The 17,150-nt window shown below is 53.4% G+C and carries 14 protein-coding genes; 11 read left to right on the top strand and 3 right to left on the bottom strand.

Annotation, left to right across the window (positions count from 1 at the left end):
* Positions 1-119: 119 nt before the first annotated feature.
* The 7 genes from AACH44_RS15350 (at position 120) to AACH44_RS15320 (ending at position 10,266) form a co-directional block, all read left to right on the top strand.
* The gene (locus AACH44_RS15350; protein WP_261848818.1) at positions 120-467 is read left to right on the top strand and encodes a hypothetical protein; all 348 of its coding nucleotides are present in this window, start codon (positions 120-122) and stop codon (positions 465-467) included.
* A 161-nt stretch (positions 468-628) separates the two neighbouring features.
* Complete coding sequence (locus AACH44_RS15345; RefSeq protein ID WP_261848819.1) at positions 629-2,002, top strand: PAAR domain-containing protein; 1,374 nt, start codon at positions 629-631, stop codon at positions 2,000-2,002.
* An 80-nt stretch (positions 2,003-2,082) separates the two neighbouring features.
* Complete coding sequence (locus tag AACH44_RS15340) at positions 2,083-2,781, top strand: ankyrin repeat domain-containing protein (protein WP_261848828.1); 699 nt, start codon at positions 2,083-2,085, stop codon at positions 2,779-2,781.
* Between the two features lie 156 nt (positions 2,782-2,937).
* Positions 2,938-3,894 carry a DUF4123 domain-containing protein gene (locus AACH44_RS15335; RefSeq protein WP_261848820.1) on the top strand — a complete coding sequence of 319 codons (957 nt, stop codon included), beginning with the start codon at positions 2,938-2,940 and terminating at the stop codon, positions 3,892-3,894.
* Positions 3,891-4,808 carry a DUF4123 domain-containing protein gene (locus tag AACH44_RS15330; RefSeq protein ID WP_261848821.1) on the top strand — a complete coding sequence of 306 codons (918 nt, stop codon included), beginning with the start codon at positions 3,891-3,893 and terminating at the stop codon, positions 4,806-4,808. The genes AACH44_RS15335 and AACH44_RS15330 overlap by 4 nt, the downstream gene beginning before the upstream one ends.
* 20 nt (positions 4,809-4,828) lie before the next feature.
* Entirely contained in the window at positions 4,829-9,898 is a 5,070-nt protein-coding gene (locus AACH44_RS15325; RefSeq protein WP_338659315.1) for an RHS repeat-associated core domain-containing protein, read from the top strand.
* Positions 9,895-10,266 carry a hypothetical protein gene (locus AACH44_RS15320; RefSeq protein WP_338659314.1) on the top strand — a complete coding sequence of 124 codons (372 nt, stop codon included), beginning with the start codon at positions 9,895-9,897 and terminating at the stop codon, positions 10,264-10,266. Before AACH44_RS15325 ends, AACH44_RS15320 begins: the two co-directional genes overlap by 4 nt.
* A 60-nt stretch (positions 10,267-10,326) precedes the next feature.
* On the opposite strand, the gene AACH44_RS15315 is transcribed toward AACH44_RS15320, so the two are convergent.
* Both AACH44_RS15315 and AACH44_RS15310 read right to left on the bottom strand, forming a co-directional pair.
* A complete protein-coding gene (locus AACH44_RS15315) occupies positions 10,327-10,551 on the bottom strand; it encodes a SymE family type I addiction module toxin (protein ID WP_129709937.1) in 225 nt (74 codons plus the stop codon).
* A gap of 78 nt (positions 10,552-10,629) precedes the next feature.
* A complete protein-coding gene (locus AACH44_RS15310) occupies positions 10,630-11,001 on the bottom strand; it encodes a helix-turn-helix domain-containing protein (RefSeq protein WP_261850223.1) in 372 nt (123 codons plus the stop codon).
* A gap of 152 nt (positions 11,002-11,153) precedes the next feature.
* Between AACH44_RS15310 and AACH44_RS15305 the strand changes: the two genes are divergently transcribed.
* From AACH44_RS15305 to AACH44_RS15290, 4 genes are all read left to right on the top strand, one after another.
* Positions 11,154-14,048, top strand: coding sequence for a DNA primase (locus AACH44_RS15305; protein WP_338659313.1), 2,895 nt, complete (start codon positions 11,154-11,156; stop codon positions 14,046-14,048).
* A gap of 44 nt (positions 14,049-14,092) precedes the next feature.
* Positions 14,093-15,136, top strand: coding sequence for a site-specific tyrosine recombinase XerC (xerC, locus tag AACH44_RS15300; RefSeq protein ID WP_338659312.1), 1,044 nt, complete (start codon positions 14,093-14,095; stop codon positions 15,134-15,136).
* 368 nt (positions 15,137-15,504) lie between these two features.
* Entirely contained in the window at positions 15,505-15,855 is a 351-nt protein-coding gene (locus AACH44_RS15295; RefSeq protein WP_261850227.1) for a hypothetical protein, read from the top strand.
* A 630-nt stretch (positions 15,856-16,485) separates the two neighbouring features.
* The gene (locus AACH44_RS15290; protein WP_338659314.1) at positions 16,486-16,857 is read left to right on the top strand and encodes a hypothetical protein; all 372 of its coding nucleotides are present in this window, start codon (positions 16,486-16,488) and stop codon (positions 16,855-16,857) included.
* A 60-nt stretch (positions 16,858-16,917) separates the two neighbouring features.
* On the opposite strand, the gene AACH44_RS15285 is transcribed toward AACH44_RS15290, so the two are convergent.
* Positions 16,918-17,142, bottom strand: coding sequence for a SymE family type I addiction module toxin (locus tag AACH44_RS15285; RefSeq protein ID WP_129709937.1), 225 nt, complete (start codon positions 17,140-17,142; stop codon positions 16,918-16,920).
* Positions 17,143-17,150: the final 8 nt, after the last annotated feature.

The raw sequence follows: 17,150 nt of genomic DNA, 5'->3' as shown, positions 1-17,150 counted from the left end.
CGGCTGCTACAAGAGTTTTTATTATACCGACCTATGTGAATGGGCTTTGGGGCTACAACGTGCAGGATATGAGACCGATCCAGATTATGCTAATAAATTAAGAAGAGGGAAGGAATTATATGAGTAAGATTTTTTACTTTTTATTTTTTGTTTTTTCTCTTTTTTCAGAGGAGGTTTTTGCTGCGTGTGGGGAAATTAATTCTTCTGCGGAAGTTGAACAGGATTTATTCAAAACCTCTGATTCTGGGTATATCGTCATTGAGAGGACCTATTTATACAGTGCACCAAATGAGAACTGCAAGTTGAAAAATACTTTCCTGATCGGTGGGGATAAGATTGATGTTTATGCAAAATACGCGGGGTTCTTTTCTATGATGTATTTAAAGAAAAATGGTGAACCTGTGATGGGATGGGTTCATTCCAGTTCAGTTAGGCCAATTGGTGTGGGTATCGGGCCTGATAAGTAAGGTAATGAATGAAAAATGCTAGTTTATTATCTACTTAGACGATTGTGAAAATCAACGATGGCGGAGCGGCTGGCGTGGGGACGGCACCGGTATCGGTTACGCCAGAAGATCCCACGAAGCCCACGCTGCCGGATGCGCCGGACAGACGTTAAGGAGGAACTATGCCAGGTGCTGCACGTTTAGGGGACAGTTGTGCGGGTCACGGTTGCTTTCCTGCCACCCCGATTATTGAAGGCAGCGGTGATGTCATCATCAATGGCAAACCGGCCGCCCGTAAAAGCGACGGGGTCTTACTCCACGCTTGCCCCTGCCCGAATATGCCTCACGGTGTGCACAATCGTGCGATATCTGCGGGCTCTGGTACGGTCATCATCAATGGAAAGCTGGCGGCGCGTATCGGTGATGCGATCGGCTGTGGCGGCTCGGTTGCAGCGGGTAGTGGGAACGTCATCATTGGCGATTCGCCCTATCAGTCCCCGGTGAAACCCTGCGCTGAGCAATCGGCAAAAAGCCGCGCGCCTCTGCTGGCATTGGCACCGATGCTATTGCCGACGTTGATGGACTGGGCTTCGGTCGCTGAGCTACCCATTCTTGACGATCTGCTCTCCGTTGCACAGCGTAAAGATCGCTATCTGGCGCGTGCCAAGTTGGCAACCGAAGCGGCATCGTTGCCGGGGTTAGCCGATGCGGCGAAGCGGCTGGCATTTAATAACGACAGCATCCTACGCGCTGAGGCCGCCCAGTATGTGTATTCGGTCGATGAATTTCGGCGCGGTGTGTTGGATAAATTGCCGAAAGCACCGGTTGGGCTGGATATTCTGGACACGAGTAAGCTTCCTGGCCTGACAGACAATGATTTTATGGATAAGAAAACAGGGTTTGGTTCTGCTCTGTTCAAATCAGCAATTAATGGCGAAACGATGTTAACCTACCGGGGCACCAATAATGCGGTGACAGGCGTTAAAGATTGGTTGACTAACGCCACTCAGGGTATGGGATTTGAATCAGCGCAGTACAAACAAGCAATGGATCTCGCGACTCAAGTCAAAGATCTGATGCCAAATCCTCCACCTGTTATTGTTGGCCATTCTCTGGGAGGCGGGTTAGCCTCTGCTGCGGTCAGTGTGACAAAACTTCCCGGCTATACGTTCAATGCCGCAGGATTACATGAGAATACTGCCTTGCGAGGTGGTGGTGCGACATTGGCAGAAACAGCGTCATTGATTAAAACACAAGCGGTCGATGGCGAGATATTGACCATGGCACAAACCTACGGTAAGGCTTTGATTCCAGGTTTATTGTCTGGCGCGGGCGCATTGATTGGTGGAACCGCCGGTGCAGTGCTTGGGGGAGTCATCGGTGTTGCAAAATTACTGGAAGGGGGCCTGCCGAAAGCAAGCGGTGATATGATGGCTCTTCCCGCTGTTGGCGGTTCACCGATTGCACGCCACGGTATGGATCAGGTGATTGCGGGCATTGAAAGCCAGAAAAAGGAAGATATCGGGAAGATAACCAATACATTCAGGGGAATATAATGCAATGGCTGGCACGTATAAAATGGTTGGGCGTCGTTATTTTGGGGTTATTAACCGCTTGTCAGGCAGGAGGACGCAGTATGCGGGCGAGTGAACTTTTTGAACTGCCCGTGGTGGCGGTACTGGAAAGTATTCAAAAAGGTGACGAAACGGCAGCTCGTCATCAGCTGTCGCAGGGCGTTAACCTGAATATTCAGGGAAAAGAAGGCATCACGCCGCTGCTATGGCTGATTTATGAGACGAAGGATAAAAAGGCCATCACGCTGGCGCTTAAACTGGGTGTCGATCCAAACTATAAAGACGGCTTTGGCGACAGCGCAGTCAATTCAGTGGCGGGCGCTAAAGATCCAGACTGGCTTCGCATTATTCTGGATGCCGGTGGAGATCCGAATGCAATTGGTCGTCGTGGTCAGCCTGCAATATTTAGTGCCATTAATGAGCAACGATGGGCTGATATTAAGCTACTCGTTGAGAAAGGGGCTGATCTGAATTTAGAAGATCAAAATAAAAGAAATAGTGCGCTTTATGCCGCCTATGTAAATGAATACGAAATTGTTTATTGGTTGATTGAACAGGGCGCAAGTTTCGATACCTATTCTTCAACCGGCAGTAGCCTAGCGTGGCGTGTACACGACAGCTTATCCATTATGTCTCCTAAATCTCCTCAATACCCTTGGGCGCTGAAGGTGAAACAGCGGTTGCTGGAGCGCGGCGTTAAATTCCCACCACTGTCGCCCGCTGAAGTGAGAGGGCGCTGGGAAAAAGGATTACCGCTGTAATTTATTTTTGATTCGTGGTTTTTATTATTCATTTCTTTTCATAAAAAAATTACATTTCATATCCCGATAATTTACATGATTGTTGGGGCATGAAATGTGATTATTCATGTTCTTGTTATATCAAAATCTATCTTATTTATTTACAGGCAAATAACGATGATGGCAAACGGTTATACCCTGTTTGAAATCAGCCAGTTTGACGCGCCTTTGTATGCGATCATTTCACCGCTACGTTATCCCGCATTACCTGAATATTGGCAGGCTTTTCAACCTGCCGCGGCAGAGATATGGCAACAGTTGCATTTGGGTAAGGATGCCGAAAACTGGCAGATGTGGGCGCCTATTGTGGTGAAAATAGAAGAAGGCAAACCCGGCGAAACACTGCTGCACTGGCTGACTGAGACACAGCCGGAGCAACATGGTGGCGTGCTCCTCATGCATGGCGAGCTGACATTGCAGCAAATGGTTGATTTTTGGCAGCAACGCATTTTCTGTCTCTGGCCTGATGGCACACGAGCGCTATTTCGTAGCTACGCACCAGACGTTTTATCGGCTTGGTGGTCCACCTTGGAACTTACTGCTCAAACGGATTTTCTCGGCCCACTGAATAACCTGTACTTACCCATAGTGAATAGCGAACGTGGGGAATATCAGCTATTCGCACAACAAGATATTAATAAAGAAGATAAGAACGATATTAATAGTGCATACCAGATTAATTTAACGCGTTATCAATATTATCTTCTCGCTAATGACAATCGCCTACACCGATTAGCGAATGAACTCTTTCTTTTTGTTAGCGCGCAATGTGTTTTTCCACTGGATATCGAAATAGTAAAAAAACGCTTTATTAGTGGTATTGAATTCGCCAGAAACGCTTATCCCAAAGCCAGTGAAGCGGAGTGTGAAGCCTGGTCTGCTCATCGCTGGGTACTCGGCAGTGAATTCTATTTACACCCGATCTTTATTCATCTGACTGAACGTTATTCGATGGCGGACAGTATTCGGATTTTCAAATCTGAGCCTGAACGAATTGAAAATGTGCAGCTTAATTACCATCGCCCCGGTTGGATGCGGGGAGAGTTACCAGACATAACGGAGGTCACGCTGTGAGTGTATCGCAACCTTTCCTTGAACTGATGCCAGAAGATGACGCTGTCTGGCAAGCGCGCATCGCTCAGGGCGGCTGTTTTGTTATTGCTGAAGCGTCGATGAACGATGCTGTGCCGTGGCTGGCCGAACGCTGGGGAGGCAGTTTGGAGCAGACGCGTTTGTACTGGGGAGACACGGGGCGCGTTCATGCATCAGTATCGCCTTATTGCATCCCGCTTCACGCCGCTAACTGGTCGCAGGTGAAAGAACATATTGTCACCCAGCCGGGCTGGGGAATGGGGCTACAGCTGGAATGGTTTATGCAGGCGTATTCACCGCTCGATCAACTGCTTGAGGTCACAAAACATCTGCGGCAGTGGAGCCTGGTGACTTCACCTTCCGGGGAGAATGCCATCCTGCGCGTGGGTGACTGGCAAGTGGTGAATCAGCTGTTATCCGCCAGTTCCGCACAAGAAGCCTGCGCACTCTATGGCCCGATAGCCAGCTTCTGCGACATTTCTCCTGACGGCGCGGTACGTGCTTTAAACCTCACCGCCCGCGAACCCCACACCATCCCAAACATCCTGCCGCGCCAACTGAGTGACGAACAATGGCAAGCCATTATGGTGCCCTACGAGCATCACAATCTGGCGCGCTATAGGGAACATCTACGCACCTACCATGCTAGCTGGCAGAACGCGGCTGACGATGAGCTACTGGTGTTTATCCATCAGCAGGCGGAACAGGCGAAAAACAACGGCTTTAACAACGACCGCGATATCGTGCGCTGGCTGGCATTGGCGACAGAACTTTCGTCGGAATTCATGCATCAGCCCTGGGCAAAAAACATTCTGGTCCAGCCGGAATATATTGGCACACAAAGCCGTATGGATCGCCTGTATCAGGCAGCCATTGACCACCTGGACGAAGCATAAAATAAAAAGGACGCCATTTCATGAGTCAAAACAAACAGGCAACGCTGCTTTCCAGTGAGGATGCAGCGGGTCGGGGTTTTAGCACGGATAAAAAAATATCAGGAGGCTGTGCCAAGTGTGGTTATGAAGTTCTGATTTATTACCATTACGACTCTGGTGAGCCGGTTCCCAATGCGCCATTTGTCCTCATCGACAGCAATAAAACGGAAATCCACGGGCAGACGGATGCCAATGGACTCTGTTTTATTTATGACATGGGGGGGGGCACGTTTGAATTGATGCTGGAGGAAGGTGAAGATGAGTTTACACCGCAGGAAACCATCCAGAACAACCCTGTATTACAGTCAACTCCGGGTTATGCCGCACTAGCAGGTGAGTATTTCACGCTGTTCCTTCTCCTGCGTAAACAGGGGTTGGTAACGTATGACGCCGATGACAGCAGTGATCGACATATTGATATTGATGGTGCGGGAATATTCACCTCCATCCCAGATGAGTACACAAAGGCCTATCGTCGCTTCTGGGAACTGGACAAAAAGATTAACCGCGGTAATCGCCAACTGAAGCAGGCTATCAACAAGATCCACCATAGCCTCGCGGCAGAAACGGCGGATGCGGGTGGGGATGATAACGCCGCGCTCATGATGTTCTGCGAGATTATTCTGGGTTGTATTCCTGTGGTGGGGCAAGCGCTGGACGTGTACTCCATTGGTGAGTGGTGTTGGCAAACCCATGAAGATCCTAAGCAGATGAAAGATCCGCTGCATGTGGCCGGTGGTGTTCTGTGTGTGATTGGGGTTATTCCTGGGTTGGGTGACGCCATTAAGGTGAGCGGACGAGCGATTATTAAAGCGCTGAGAAATGCCTCCTCACCTGCGGCTGTGCAGTTTGCTATCAAAACGATCCGCAGCCTGTCCAACGGTAATCTGGTGAAAGGTGTCACCGAACTGCGTGGGTTGCTGAAAGAGTATGGACAGAAAGGCAAAGCGATGCTGTTGACCATGCAGCAGGCTTTGGTTACGGCAATGAAGGCCTCGGAGAAGGATGGCTGGATTGTTGCGCTGATGAAAGATCGGTTCAGCAAGATGCTCGACTATTTGGATCAGTTAGTGAAACGTTACGATGAGGCCATTGCGACCCTTGAGACAGAATTCGATAAGTTTATTCCTCTGATTCTGACACGGGTTTCTGGTAGCCCGAGGCCTAAAGGTTCCTTCACGAAAAAGGCCGATGCCCCGCCAAGCCATACAACGGCGGAAAGCAGGGCGGCCAGTCCATCCTCTGGTTCAAAGTCTGAGTCTACTGATGCGCCAACCGCAACGACACAAAGCGATGTCAAGCCTAGTGGTGACGAGGTGAAACCCCCTCATCCTGAAAAACCCGCTCCAGAAGGCAAGGCGCCACACAAATCAGAACCTTCCAAACCCGCTGATGCCGTTGCAGAAAATCCCAAACCGAAAGAGCCCGTAAAGAAAAAAAGCGAAGCCCCTCCGGAAGAGGCGAACAGCATTAATGCGGGCAGAAATACTGAAAAGCCGTCGGGAAAAGAGGGGGGGCAGGAGGATGCGAATAATCGGAATGGTACTAACAAGGCAGATAGCAAAGATAGCAAGCAAAAAGGTGACCCGGTCGACATGGCAACCGGTGCCGTGGTGGAGAAACGTACCGATATTCAACTGGCGGGGTCGTTGCCACTTTCACTGCAACGCTACTATCGCTCTACAGGAGAACGGTACTCCGGTTTGCTGGGGAGGCTGTGGCGCACCAACTGGGATATCAGCCTGACGCTCAACAACGGGGTGGCAACGCTAACAGATGGTGAGTTCAATCAGGCGTTCTTCACCTTGCCCAATGAGGGAGAGGTCAGCCGTTCACCGTCCAACCTGCAATGGCGGCTGATCCGCCAACAAGGTGAACTCGTCCTTCATCATGTTGATGGCCTGCGCTATCGGTTTGAGCATGCGCTCGGTCTCCAGCTTTGTCTGACGTCGATTGACGATGCAGCCGGTAATCGAGTGACTTTCGAATGGATGCTGGGCGAACTGTGCTGGGTGGTGCTGTCGGACGGGCGCTTGATCCACGTAACAACGGAGCGTCGCAGGGTCACAGTACTCACGCTATGTACCCCGCAGCGTCAGCCATTAAAAACGCTGGCAAGCTATACCTATGATGACCATGGGCATCTACTGAGCGTACGGGCAGATGAGGGGCGTAACTTTGACTATCGCTACTCACAAGAAGGCTGGCTACTACGCTGGTCGGATTTAGGCTCAACCTGGGTTGAGCATGACTACGATAAAAAAGGCCGGGCGATCCGGGACAGAACCTCGGAAGGCTACTGGCCGGGGCACTTTGAATATGACGATGACACCCTAACCAGCCATTACCACAGCGGATTTGGCGGGGTATTCAGCTACGTGCGTGACGAGCGCAATAATATTCTGCTCCAGCGCACGCCGGACGGCGGTGAGACCCGATACGAGTGGGTAGATAACCAACTGGTGGCGGAGACTGACCCGCTGGGTGGCCGTACGGTGTATCAGCGCAATGACTGGGGGCTGGTGACAGAAGTGACGCTGCCTGACGGCGCAACGCATCAGTATGCCTATGACGACAATGGACAACTGCTGAGCTATACCGACCCACTGAGCAGTGAATGGCGCTATCAGCGTAATGCCGTCGGGCAGGTTGTCGAGGTTAATGACCCGGAAGGACGCGAGTGGCTGTACCGTTATGGTGAAACAGGGCAACTGTCGACGGTGATAGGCCCGGACGGTGTGTTGCAGCGTTATCACTATAACCGCCGTGGCTTGCTGAGCCGCCTTGAGCGGGATAATACGCCAGCGGTGATGTTCCGCTATGACGACCTTGACCGCCTGACCGAGCGACATATCGGGCATGAAGCGGGCGTACAGGTGCGGCGCTGGGAGTATGACGGCGTACGCGAATCACCGTCGAAAGTGGTGTATGAAGATGGCAGCGAGACGCGGTTTGGCTACGATGTGGAAGGTAACCTGACGGCGGTGACGGATGCGCTGGGGCAGCGTTATCAGTTCCGCTATGGGGCGTTCGATAACCTGCTGGAAGCGACTGACCCGCTGGGTGCAACGGTGCGCTACCACTACAATGCGGAAGCGGAGTTCGCCGGGGTAACGAACAGTCAGGGACGGGACTGGACGTACAGCTTTGACTCCAGCGGTCGGTTGAGCGAGGAGCGGCATTACGACGGTCGGGTGTACCGTTATGACTACGATGTGGCAGACCGGCTGGTGCAGCGCACCGCACCGGATGGCAGTACGCTGCACTACGAGCATGATGCGGCAGGGCGGATAACGCGTATCACGGCGCGGAAAGCGGACGGGGAAACGGACGGCATCACGGAACTGGCGTATGACGTAGCGGGACGGTTAATCAAAGCCGCCAGCCCGGATGCGGTGGTGGAATACGCCTATAACCGTGCAGGGCAGGTGACATCGGAAACGGTGAACGGCGAGGCGGTGCAGAGCGGTTACGATGCGGGCGGTCAGCGTGCCGTGGTCGAAGGGATTCTGGCGCCACTGCAACTGGCGTGGCAGTCGGGGCGGCTGTCGTCGCTGGGGATTGGTTCACACCAGCCGTTGCAGTTCAGCCATACGGCGGCGGGAGAAGAGCAACGCCGGAGTAACGGCAGCGGGTTTTCACTACGCCACGAATGGAGTCCGACGGGGCTGCTACAGCGTCAGGCGCTGGAAGGGGCGGATGGTCGGGTGAATGACGTGCTGGAGCGTCGTTATCAGTACGATGTGCTGGACCGCCTGACGGGCATCAGCGACAGTCACTGGGGTGAGCAGGCATTCCGGCTGAACGGGGCGGGTCAGGTAACGGCGGAGCGTCGTGATGAAGGACGGCGGCGTCAGGCGCGGCTGTTTGGTTACGACAGCGAACAGAACCTGTGCGAGGTGTCGCAGATAGCGCCGGGACTGGGTGAGACGCTGAAGGTGCAGGATGCGGTGGTGCAGTCGTCGGCACGGTACGATGCGGCGGGTCGGGTGGTGGAGCGTGGCCATACGCAGTACCGGTACGATGACTGTGGACGTCTGGTGATGAAGCGGGAAACGCGGGCGGGGTTCAGGCCGAAGGACACGCACTTTGACTGGGATGTACAGGACCGTCTGGTGCGGGTGAGTTTGCCGGACGGGGCACGATGGCGGTATCGTTACGATGCGTTTGGTCGCCGGGTAAGCAAGGTGCGCGAGGGACAACTCCCGTCGGCGCAGGCGGTAGCGCGGGTGGCGTATCGCTGGGACGGTGACCAGCTTATCGGTCAGCAGCAATACTATGCAGATGGCAGTGCGGCAAGGGAAGTACAGTGGGTGTACGAGCCGGGTAGCTTTCGGCCGCTGGCACAGGTGGAAGCGCAGGGGGACAGAACACAACTGCATTACATCGTGACCGACCTGACGGGGACGGCAAGAGAGCTGTGCAGTGAGGAAGGGGAAGTTCGCTGGCGCGGGGAGCAGGGGCTGTGGGGCGCACATCGTGAAGAGCGACGCCCCATCCCGCTGCGGCGCTACCTGGGCGATGCGGCGAATGAGGAAGTGTACTGTGAGCTGCGCTATCAGGGGCAGTTGTACGATACGGAAACGGGGCTTTACTACAACCGGCATCGTTACTATGATGCACAGAGCGGGCAGTACCTGTCGCAGGACCCGATAGGTTTACTTGGGGGAATCCGGCCTCAAGGTTATGTTCATAACCCATTAGAATGGGTTGACCCGTTGGGGTTGACGCCGAAAGAAGGCGGGAAAGATAAAACTGACGAGTCTTATAAAAATAGATCCTTACCCAGAGACAAACATGGGAATCCTGTCCCTGATGTTGATGCTCCTCATACTCAGTTGGGAATGAAGAAGGGTAGGAAAGGTGATTATCTTCAAGGTAGGGAATGGGGATACGATGACAATGGAAAACTTGTACCTAAGAGAGATATAGATTTTACAGATCATGGTCGCCCAGGTAATCACCCTAATCCTCACCAGCATGATTTTATCCCTAACCCGACTGGAGGAACACTTCAACATGGGCCAGCTAAGCCACTGGAGTATCCATGATGAGAGTTGAAATGGGTAAAATGTTTTCTCACGAAAATATTAAGTTGCAGCTAAATGATCTAATAAAAAAAATCCCTGATAACAATTGGAATTGGTATCTGTATGAAATCGATGCGATAGGTTGTGCATTCTATGGCTTGTCTATGCCTGACTTTGAAGAGTTGGTTTTATCGAAAGAATACGGACTAGAAATGACGTGGGATGAAGTGAAACTATTAGCTAATCATCTAGATGATATAAAGACATTTTTTATAGTGGCTAGTCCTGATCTATTATCATATGTTGATGTTGATGTTGATAATTTAACTAATTGTTTTGCGATAATTAATGTCTTCGATAGTTCATCTTGGGAAGTTAAAATAAAATAAATAAAAGCCGGAGGCGATCTCACGATCCTTCCGGCTTTTTATTTTATTAGCGGTCAGCCGCTATAAATTAATCTGCGTCTCAATAATAATCCTGCCTCTTTCCACCGTGACGGTAACGGGCATCCCGGTGATAAAGCCGGACTCTTCCAGCCAGCGGCCTTTCAGGTTGATGGCGGAGGGCGGGTTGGGCTTGCCGTTGTGCGATGCGTATCCCACGGTGTAGTAACGCTCTGTTCTGGCGGGTTTATTAAGTGTGACGTCTGACTTAGAATGTGCCTTAGCCATAGTAACTACTCCTGTTAGTTGCTTGTGGTGAGCGGCGTGGGTGAGGTGCGAACTCATCTTCGCCGCGTTATTTATCCGTCAGTTACGCGCCTGAGCAATCAGGGCGCTTAACATCTCCGAAATCATCTTCTGTTTTGCCTTGGGCAAACTGTCTATCTCTTCAATAAGCTGTTGCCATTTTGGCATCGGGCCACGTTTACGGGCGGCCTTCTCCGCTTCCTCGCCGAGTAAATCCTCAAGAGAAACTGATAACACTCTCGCCACGGCTGGGAGTATGGAAATCTGTATGCGTCGCCTTCCTGCTTCCCATGCCTGTACGGCCTGCTGGGAGACGTTCAGCGCCTGTGCAACCTGCGTCTGTGTCATCCCTGCGTCTTTCCTTAGCGAGGTTATCCGCTTACCCAGCTCAGTGATAAATACCTGTTCTTCATTGCTTATCGGTGCGGCCATAGTCGTTTTACCTGAAATCCTTTGTGACCTGATGACCATAATCTACTCCATGTTTTACATTATACTGTTGTAAATACTACTAGCTGATGTATATACTTGTCGAGTTATTTTTACCCAGACCCTATTGACAGGTATTTACAGGAGTTCCCGATATGGCACGCATCCCCGAATCTGAGTTGCAGCACCTGAAAGCCGCCGTGTCACTGGTTGAGGTGGTGCGTGGTCAGGGAAGAAAGGTGGTGAAGCGCGGTAAGGACTATGCGGTGCTGTGTCCGTTCCATCAGGAAAACACGCCATCGTGTGTTATCTCACCGGAGAAGAACCTGTATCACTGCTTCGGCTGTGATGCAGGCGGCTCGGTGCTGGACTGGGTGATGAAGACGGAAGGACTGAGCCTGCCTCATGCGGTCGATAGGCTGCGGGGGGAACTGGGTAGCGTGCCAGTCGCCGCCCCGTTGCCGCCTGTGTCGGATATCGCTAATGAACAGGAAAGGCAGGAGCTGCTTAGCCGCGTGGTTGAGTTCTATCACCATACGTTGCTCAATGCGCCGGAGGCCATCGCCTATCTGGAAAAGCGTCGCCTGAATCATCCTGAGTTAGTCGCTGCCTTTAAACTGGGGTTCGCTAACCGGACGTTGGGCTATCGTCTGCCGTCGAGCAAACTGAAAGACGGGGCCACCGTTCGCAGCCAGTTGCAGGTCATCGGGGTGCTGCGCTCATCCGGGCATGAACATCTGGCGGGGTCGTTAGTCGTTCCGGTTATCGATATGCACGGTCAGGTGCGGGAACTGTACGGGCGCAAAGTGGGTGACCGTCTGCGTGCCGGAACGCCGAATCATCTGTATCTGCCGGGCGCTCATGGCGGGGTGTGGAACGAGCAGGCGTTAGTGGCGAGTAAAACGGTCATCCTGTGTGAATCATTTATCGATGCGATGTCGTTCTGGGTGTCAGGCTACCGCAACGTGACGGCGGCGTATGGGGTGAACGGGTTCACGGAGGAGATGCGCCAAGCGGTTATCCGCCACGGTGTGAAACAGGTGCTTATCGCGTTCGATAACGACGCGGCAGGGGATGAAGGGGCGGTAAAGCTGGCTGCGTCCTTGGTCGCTGAGGGCATCGCGCCGTTCCGCGTGGTGTTCCCGTCGGGGATGGATGCGAACGGCTATCTGTGCAGTGTGGCTGAACCGGAAGCGGCGTTCGGGTTACTGGTTGACGGGGCGTTACCGATGGGGGAAACAGTCAGTGCAGAGCCTGAAAAAGACGCTGAGCCACAGCCTGAAAACCCGTCTCAACCCGCCACCTCTTTAGCCGCCGGGGTTGTGGTTGAAGCGTTGCCGAATAGTGAGGTTGAGATAGCGCTGTCCGGTCAGCAATGGCGCATCCGGGGCATGACGTCAGTGAAAGCGGGCAGCGGCGTGATGAAGGTGAACGCGCAGGTGCTGGACACGGAAAGCGGCGTGGTGTTCGCGGACAGCGTGGATATGATGAGCGCCCGTTCACGGGCGGGGTATGCGCGGCTGGCTGCGTCAGAGCTGGGGCTGGCTGAAAGTGACATCAAACAGCGCTTAGGCCGTGTGCTGCTGGCACTGGAAACGCATCTGAGCCAGCCGGAAACGAGCGGTGAAATCACACAGGATATTACCGATGAACAGCGGGATGCGGCGCTGGCGTTGCTGCGTGACCCGAATCTTATCGGCAGGCTGACGGATGACCTTGCGGCGTGTGGCGTGGTCGGCGAATCAACCAACTTGGTGGCGGGTTATCTGGCGGCGGTGTCGCGCAAGCTGGACAGGCCGTTAGCGGTGTTAATCCAGAGCAGTTCGGCGGCGGGCAAATCCTCGTTGATGGATGCAGTGCTGAACCTTATCCCGCCGGAAGAGCGCTTACAGTACAGCGCGATGACAGGCCAGAGCCTGTTCTATCTGGGTGAAACCAATCTCCAGCATAAAATCCTCGCCATCGCGGAAGAGGAGGGGGTACGGCAGGCGGCGTATGCGCTGAAGCTGTTGCAGAGCGACGGCGAACTGACCATCGCCAGTACGGGTAAGGATGATGCTACAGGCAATCTGGTGACCAAGCAGTACACGGTAAAAGGCCCGGTGATGCTGATGTTAACGACCACGGCCATCGATGTGGATGAAGAGCTGTTAAACCGTTGCCTTGTGCTTACCGTGAACGAATCCCGCGAACAGACGGAAGCAATCCATGCGTTGCAGCGGCACAAGCAGACGCTGGAAGGGCTGCTGATGGAGAACGAGAAAGGCTATCTGACGGAACTGCACCAGAACGCGCAGCGGCTGTTACGTCCGCTTAAAGTGGTCAATCCGTTCGCCAGCCAGTTGACGTTCCTGAGTGATAAAACCCGTACTCGCCGTGACCATATGAAATACCTGACGTTAATCCAGTCTATCGCGCTGTTGCACCAGTACCAGCGGGAAGTGAAGACGGTAGAGCATCGTGGACAGGTTATCGAGTATATCGAGGTTGAGCGGTCAGATATCGTGCTGGCCAATAAACTGGCGCATGAAATCCTTGGTCGCACACTGGACGAGATGCCGCCACAGACGCGGAAGCTGTTGCTGCTGATACAGCAATGGGTAAAAGACAGTTGTCAGCCGAAAGCGGAATACCACTTCACCCGCAAACAGCTACGGGACGCCGTGCAGTGGGGCGATACGCAACTGAAAATCCATCTTGCCCGACTGGTTGAACTGGAATACCTGATGCTGTACAAGCGGGGGCTGACGTTCTGTTATGAACTGCTGTTTGACGGTGATGCACAGGCGGATAACGCGCACCTGTGCGGGCTTATCGACGTGCCGGAAACGCCAGCGAAAACAGTAAAAACGTCAGAGAAAGGTAACTACGACGCCGTCCGGTCGGGGGTAAGTGAAAAACGGTCGGCCTCTGGTCGGGGTGCAGTCGGTGGTCGGTCGGACAAGGCAATCGCTGTTAAAGCCAGTGCTGGCAAGGGGTCTGCGCCATCCGGTCGGGTTAACGGCAAAAGCCCTGTTCCGGCGACACAGGATAAACCCATCGTACCGTAGTTCCCTTATCTGCTTCTTCCCCTCACTCCGCAGGACGCGCCGCCATGACCCGACCCAAACCACCCAGCCCAGAAGCCCTTTATCTTAGCGGCCTGTCACAGACGTTACGCCAGTACACCACGGCGTATCTTGAACACCTGACCGCGACGAACCACAGCCTGCGCACAATCGAATCCTACAGTGAACGGCTGCGCCCGTTCGTGACGTGGTGCGAAGAGCGGGGACTGACGCAGGCGGCACAGGTGAGCCTGTCGGTGCTGGAAGGCTATCAGCGGCATCTTCATGGCTACCGCAAGACGGACGGTAAACCGCTGGCACAGGGTGGGCAGCTTAACCGCCTGACGGCTATCCGTATGCTGTTCCGCTGGCTGCTGCAACGGCATCACATCCTGTACAACCCCGCAGAACAGATGACGCTGCCGAAAGCGGAGAAACGGCTGCCGGCGCAGATACTGAGCGAGGAAGAAACCGAGGCGGTGATGGATGCGCAGGACACCGAGACATTAACCGGACTGCGTAACCGTGCGGTGCTGGAAATGCTGTGGAGCACGGGGCTAAGACGTTCAGAGCTGTCCGGGCTGATGCTGGCCGATGTGGACGTGGGGCGCGGGGTGCTTGTCGTCAGACAAGGCAAGGGGAATAAAGACAGAGTGGTGCCGGTTGGCCTGCGGGCGCTGGTCTGGGTACAGCGCTATCTGGATGCGGTAAGGCCGCGGCTGACGACCAAACACGACAGCGGCTACCTGTTCGTGACGATATGGGGCAAGCGGCTGGCACGGTCAACGCTGACAATACTGGCAGGCCGTGCGATACGGGATGACGCGCACCTGAAAAAAGCCGGGGCGTGTCATGTGTTCCGGCACAGTATGGCAACACAGATGCTGGAGCGGGGCGCGGACACACGACACATCCAGGCGATACTCGGCCATGAGAAACTGGAAACCACGCAGATATACACCCGCGTGGCTATCGGTCATCTGAAACAGGTGCATGAGAAGACGCATCCGGCAGAGCGGAAACCGAAAGCCCGACGCCGGAAGAAAGCTAAAACCGATACCACACCATCGCCGGACAGCCCGAAAAAGTAGCTCACTCTCTTCAAGGCCGTGGTACGGTGCCGGGCAAAAGGCGCGCCGTCCGTGGCGCACCTCTTGCCTTGGTCAGCTAAGGTGCTCCGGCGGTAAATGTCGCCCGGCCAGCGCCAACCTTCATCACTCTCTTCCTGTTACGTTGCTGGCCGAACGTCATTCAACATAATGTGGCATTACGCGCAAGATGCTGGACGCATCCCACGCGTAACACACATTATGTCGGCGCCGGGCAGCCAATGGGCGCGCTGCGGGCTGCTTCGGCAAAGGCGTGCGGCTGGCCGCCGGGGTTCGGCGCTTGGGTAAGGTGTGGCGCACAGGGCTTCGCCCTCTGCTGCGAACATCAGCGTGCTTCCCTGGCTCCGACGGTGTGGCCGCCTTCCCTGGCGGCGCAGGCTCCGGCGTCAATCCTCGGCCAACGTCAACATCAACCCCAAAGCAGAAGCCGCTCCTTCGTCACGGCGCTTAACGGCTTTATGCCCGCCCGGCTGCGTCTGGCTGCGCGGGGTCGCAGTCGGCAGGCTCCTTGCTCCTTCCCCGCTCGCCAGCTTCCGCTACCCGCCCCGGTGTGGCGTGGTCATGCAAACCCGCCGTTCCCTCCGGCACCGTGCAACAGAGCGTCGCAGGCCGACGCTTGCGGACTCTTTGCCGCCCGCACCCGCAGAACCCGCCCGGCTTCCCCAAACGAGTTGCGGAAGCCGTGCGGGTTGCCGTGGTAAACCCCGAAAGACAAAACGACTAATGGCAGCGGCTGCCGCCGCTGCTATGATGTGGCTTATGCAGACAGGGAAGTCACAGCGTGGCGGTAGCGTGTCCGGGGCTAAAAGTGCGCGTCGGGGTGTTCGGGTTAATGTGGTGTTAAACAGGCTGAAAACGCCGTCTGAAAAGGCCGTTGCTTCAATAGGTTAAGTGCGCTAAAAAGTACGACCGTGTCGGGATCGTCCCTATGACCCGATAGGTTTACTTGGGGGAATCCGGCCTCAAGGTTATGTTCATAACCCATTAGAATGGGTTGACCCGTTGGGGTTGACGCCGAAAGAAGGCGGGAAAGATAAAACTGACGAGTCTTATAAAAATAGATCCTTACCCAGAGACAAACATGGGAATCCTGTCCCTGATGTTGATGCTCCTCATACTCAGTTGGGAATGAAGAAGGGTAGGAAAGGTGATTATCTTCAAGGTAGGGAATGGGGATACGATGACAATGGAAAACTTGTACCTAAGAGAGATATAGATTTTACAGATCATGGTCGCCCAGGTAATCACCCTAATCCTCACCAGCATGATTTTATCCCTAACCCGACTGGAGGAACACTTCAACATGGGCCAGCTAAGCCACTGGAGTATCCATGATGAGAGTTGAAATGGGTAAAATGTTTTCTCACGAAAATATTAAGTTGCAGCTAAATGATCTAATAAAAAAAATCCCTGATAACAATTGGAATTGGTATCTGTATGAAATCGATGCGATAGGTTGTGCATTCTATGGCTTGTCTATGCCTGACTTTGAAGAGTTGGTTTTATCGAAAGAATACGGACTAGAAATGACGTGGGATGAAGTGAAACTATTAGCTAATCATCTAGATGATATAAAGACATTTTTTATAGTGGCTAGTCCTGATCTATTATCATATGTTGATGTTGATGTTGATAATTTAACTAATTGTTTTGCGATAATTAATGTCTTCGATAGTTCATCTTGGGAAGTTAAAATAAAATAAATAAAAGCCGGAGGCGATCTCACGATCCTTCCGGCTTTTTATTTTATTAGCGGTCAGCCGCTATAAATTAATCTGCGTCTCAATAATAATCCTGCCTCTTTCCACCGTGACGGTAACGGGCATCCCGGTGATAAAGCCGGACTCTTCCAGCCAGCGGCCTTTCAGGTTGATGGCGGAGGGCGGGTTGGGCTTGCCGTTGTGCGATGCGTATCCCACGGTGTAGTAACGCTCTGTTCTGGCGGGTTTATTAAGTGTGACGTCTGACTTAGAATGTGCCTTAGCCATAGTAACTA

The sequence above is a fragment of the Pectobacterium araliae genome (assembly GCF_037076465.1).
Taxonomy (GTDB): Bacteria; Pseudomonadota; Gammaproteobacteria; order Enterobacterales; family Enterobacteriaceae; genus Pectobacterium; species Pectobacterium araliae.
The sequence above is the reverse complement of the archived record's forward strand: the minus strand, read 5'-3'. Positions and strand labels throughout refer to the sequence as shown.

What these genes read in the sequence shown, in the direction of transcription:
- AACH44_RS15315 (WP_129709937.1), bottom strand. Translation starts at nt 10,551, where the DNA reads ATGGCTAAGGCACATTCTAAGTCAGACGTCACACTTAATAAACCCGCC.
- AACH44_RS15325 (WP_338659315.1), top strand. Translation starts at nt 4,829, where the DNA reads ATGAGTCAAAACAAACAGGCAACGCTGCTTTCCAGTGAGGATGCAGCG.
- AACH44_RS15290 (WP_338659314.1), top strand. Translation starts at nt 16,486, where the DNA reads ATGATGAGAGTTGAAATGGGTAAAATGTTTTCTCACGAAAATATTAAG.
- AACH44_RS15345 (WP_261848819.1), top strand. Translation starts at nt 629, where the DNA reads ATGCCAGGTGCTGCACGTTTAGGGGACAGTTGTGCGGGTCACGGTTGC.
- AACH44_RS15340 (WP_261848828.1), top strand. Translation starts at nt 2,083, where the DNA reads ATGCGGGCGAGTGAACTTTTTGAACTGCCCGTGGTGGCGGTACTGGAA.
- AACH44_RS15305 (WP_338659313.1), top strand. Translation starts at nt 11,154, where the DNA reads ATGGCACGCATCCCCGAATCTGAGTTGCAGCACCTGAAAGCCGCCGTG.
- AACH44_RS15310 (WP_261850223.1), bottom strand. Translation starts at nt 11,001, where the DNA reads ATGGCCGCACCGATAAGCAATGAAGAACAGGTATTTATCACTGAGCTG.
- AACH44_RS15335 (WP_261848820.1), top strand. Translation starts at nt 2,938, where the DNA reads ATGATGGCAAACGGTTATACCCTGTTTGAAATCAGCCAGTTTGACGCG.
- xerC (WP_338659312.1), top strand. Translation starts at nt 14,093, where the DNA reads ATGACCCGACCCAAACCACCCAGCCCAGAAGCCCTTTATCTTAGCGGC.
- AACH44_RS15350 (WP_261848818.1), top strand. Translation starts at nt 120, where the DNA reads ATGAGTAAGATTTTTTACTTTTTATTTTTTGTTTTTTCTCTTTTTTCA.
- AACH44_RS15320 (WP_338659314.1), top strand. Translation starts at nt 9,895, where the DNA reads ATGATGAGAGTTGAAATGGGTAAAATGTTTTCTCACGAAAATATTAAG.
- AACH44_RS15285 (WP_129709937.1), bottom strand. Translation starts at nt 17,142, where the DNA reads ATGGCTAAGGCACATTCTAAGTCAGACGTCACACTTAATAAACCCGCC.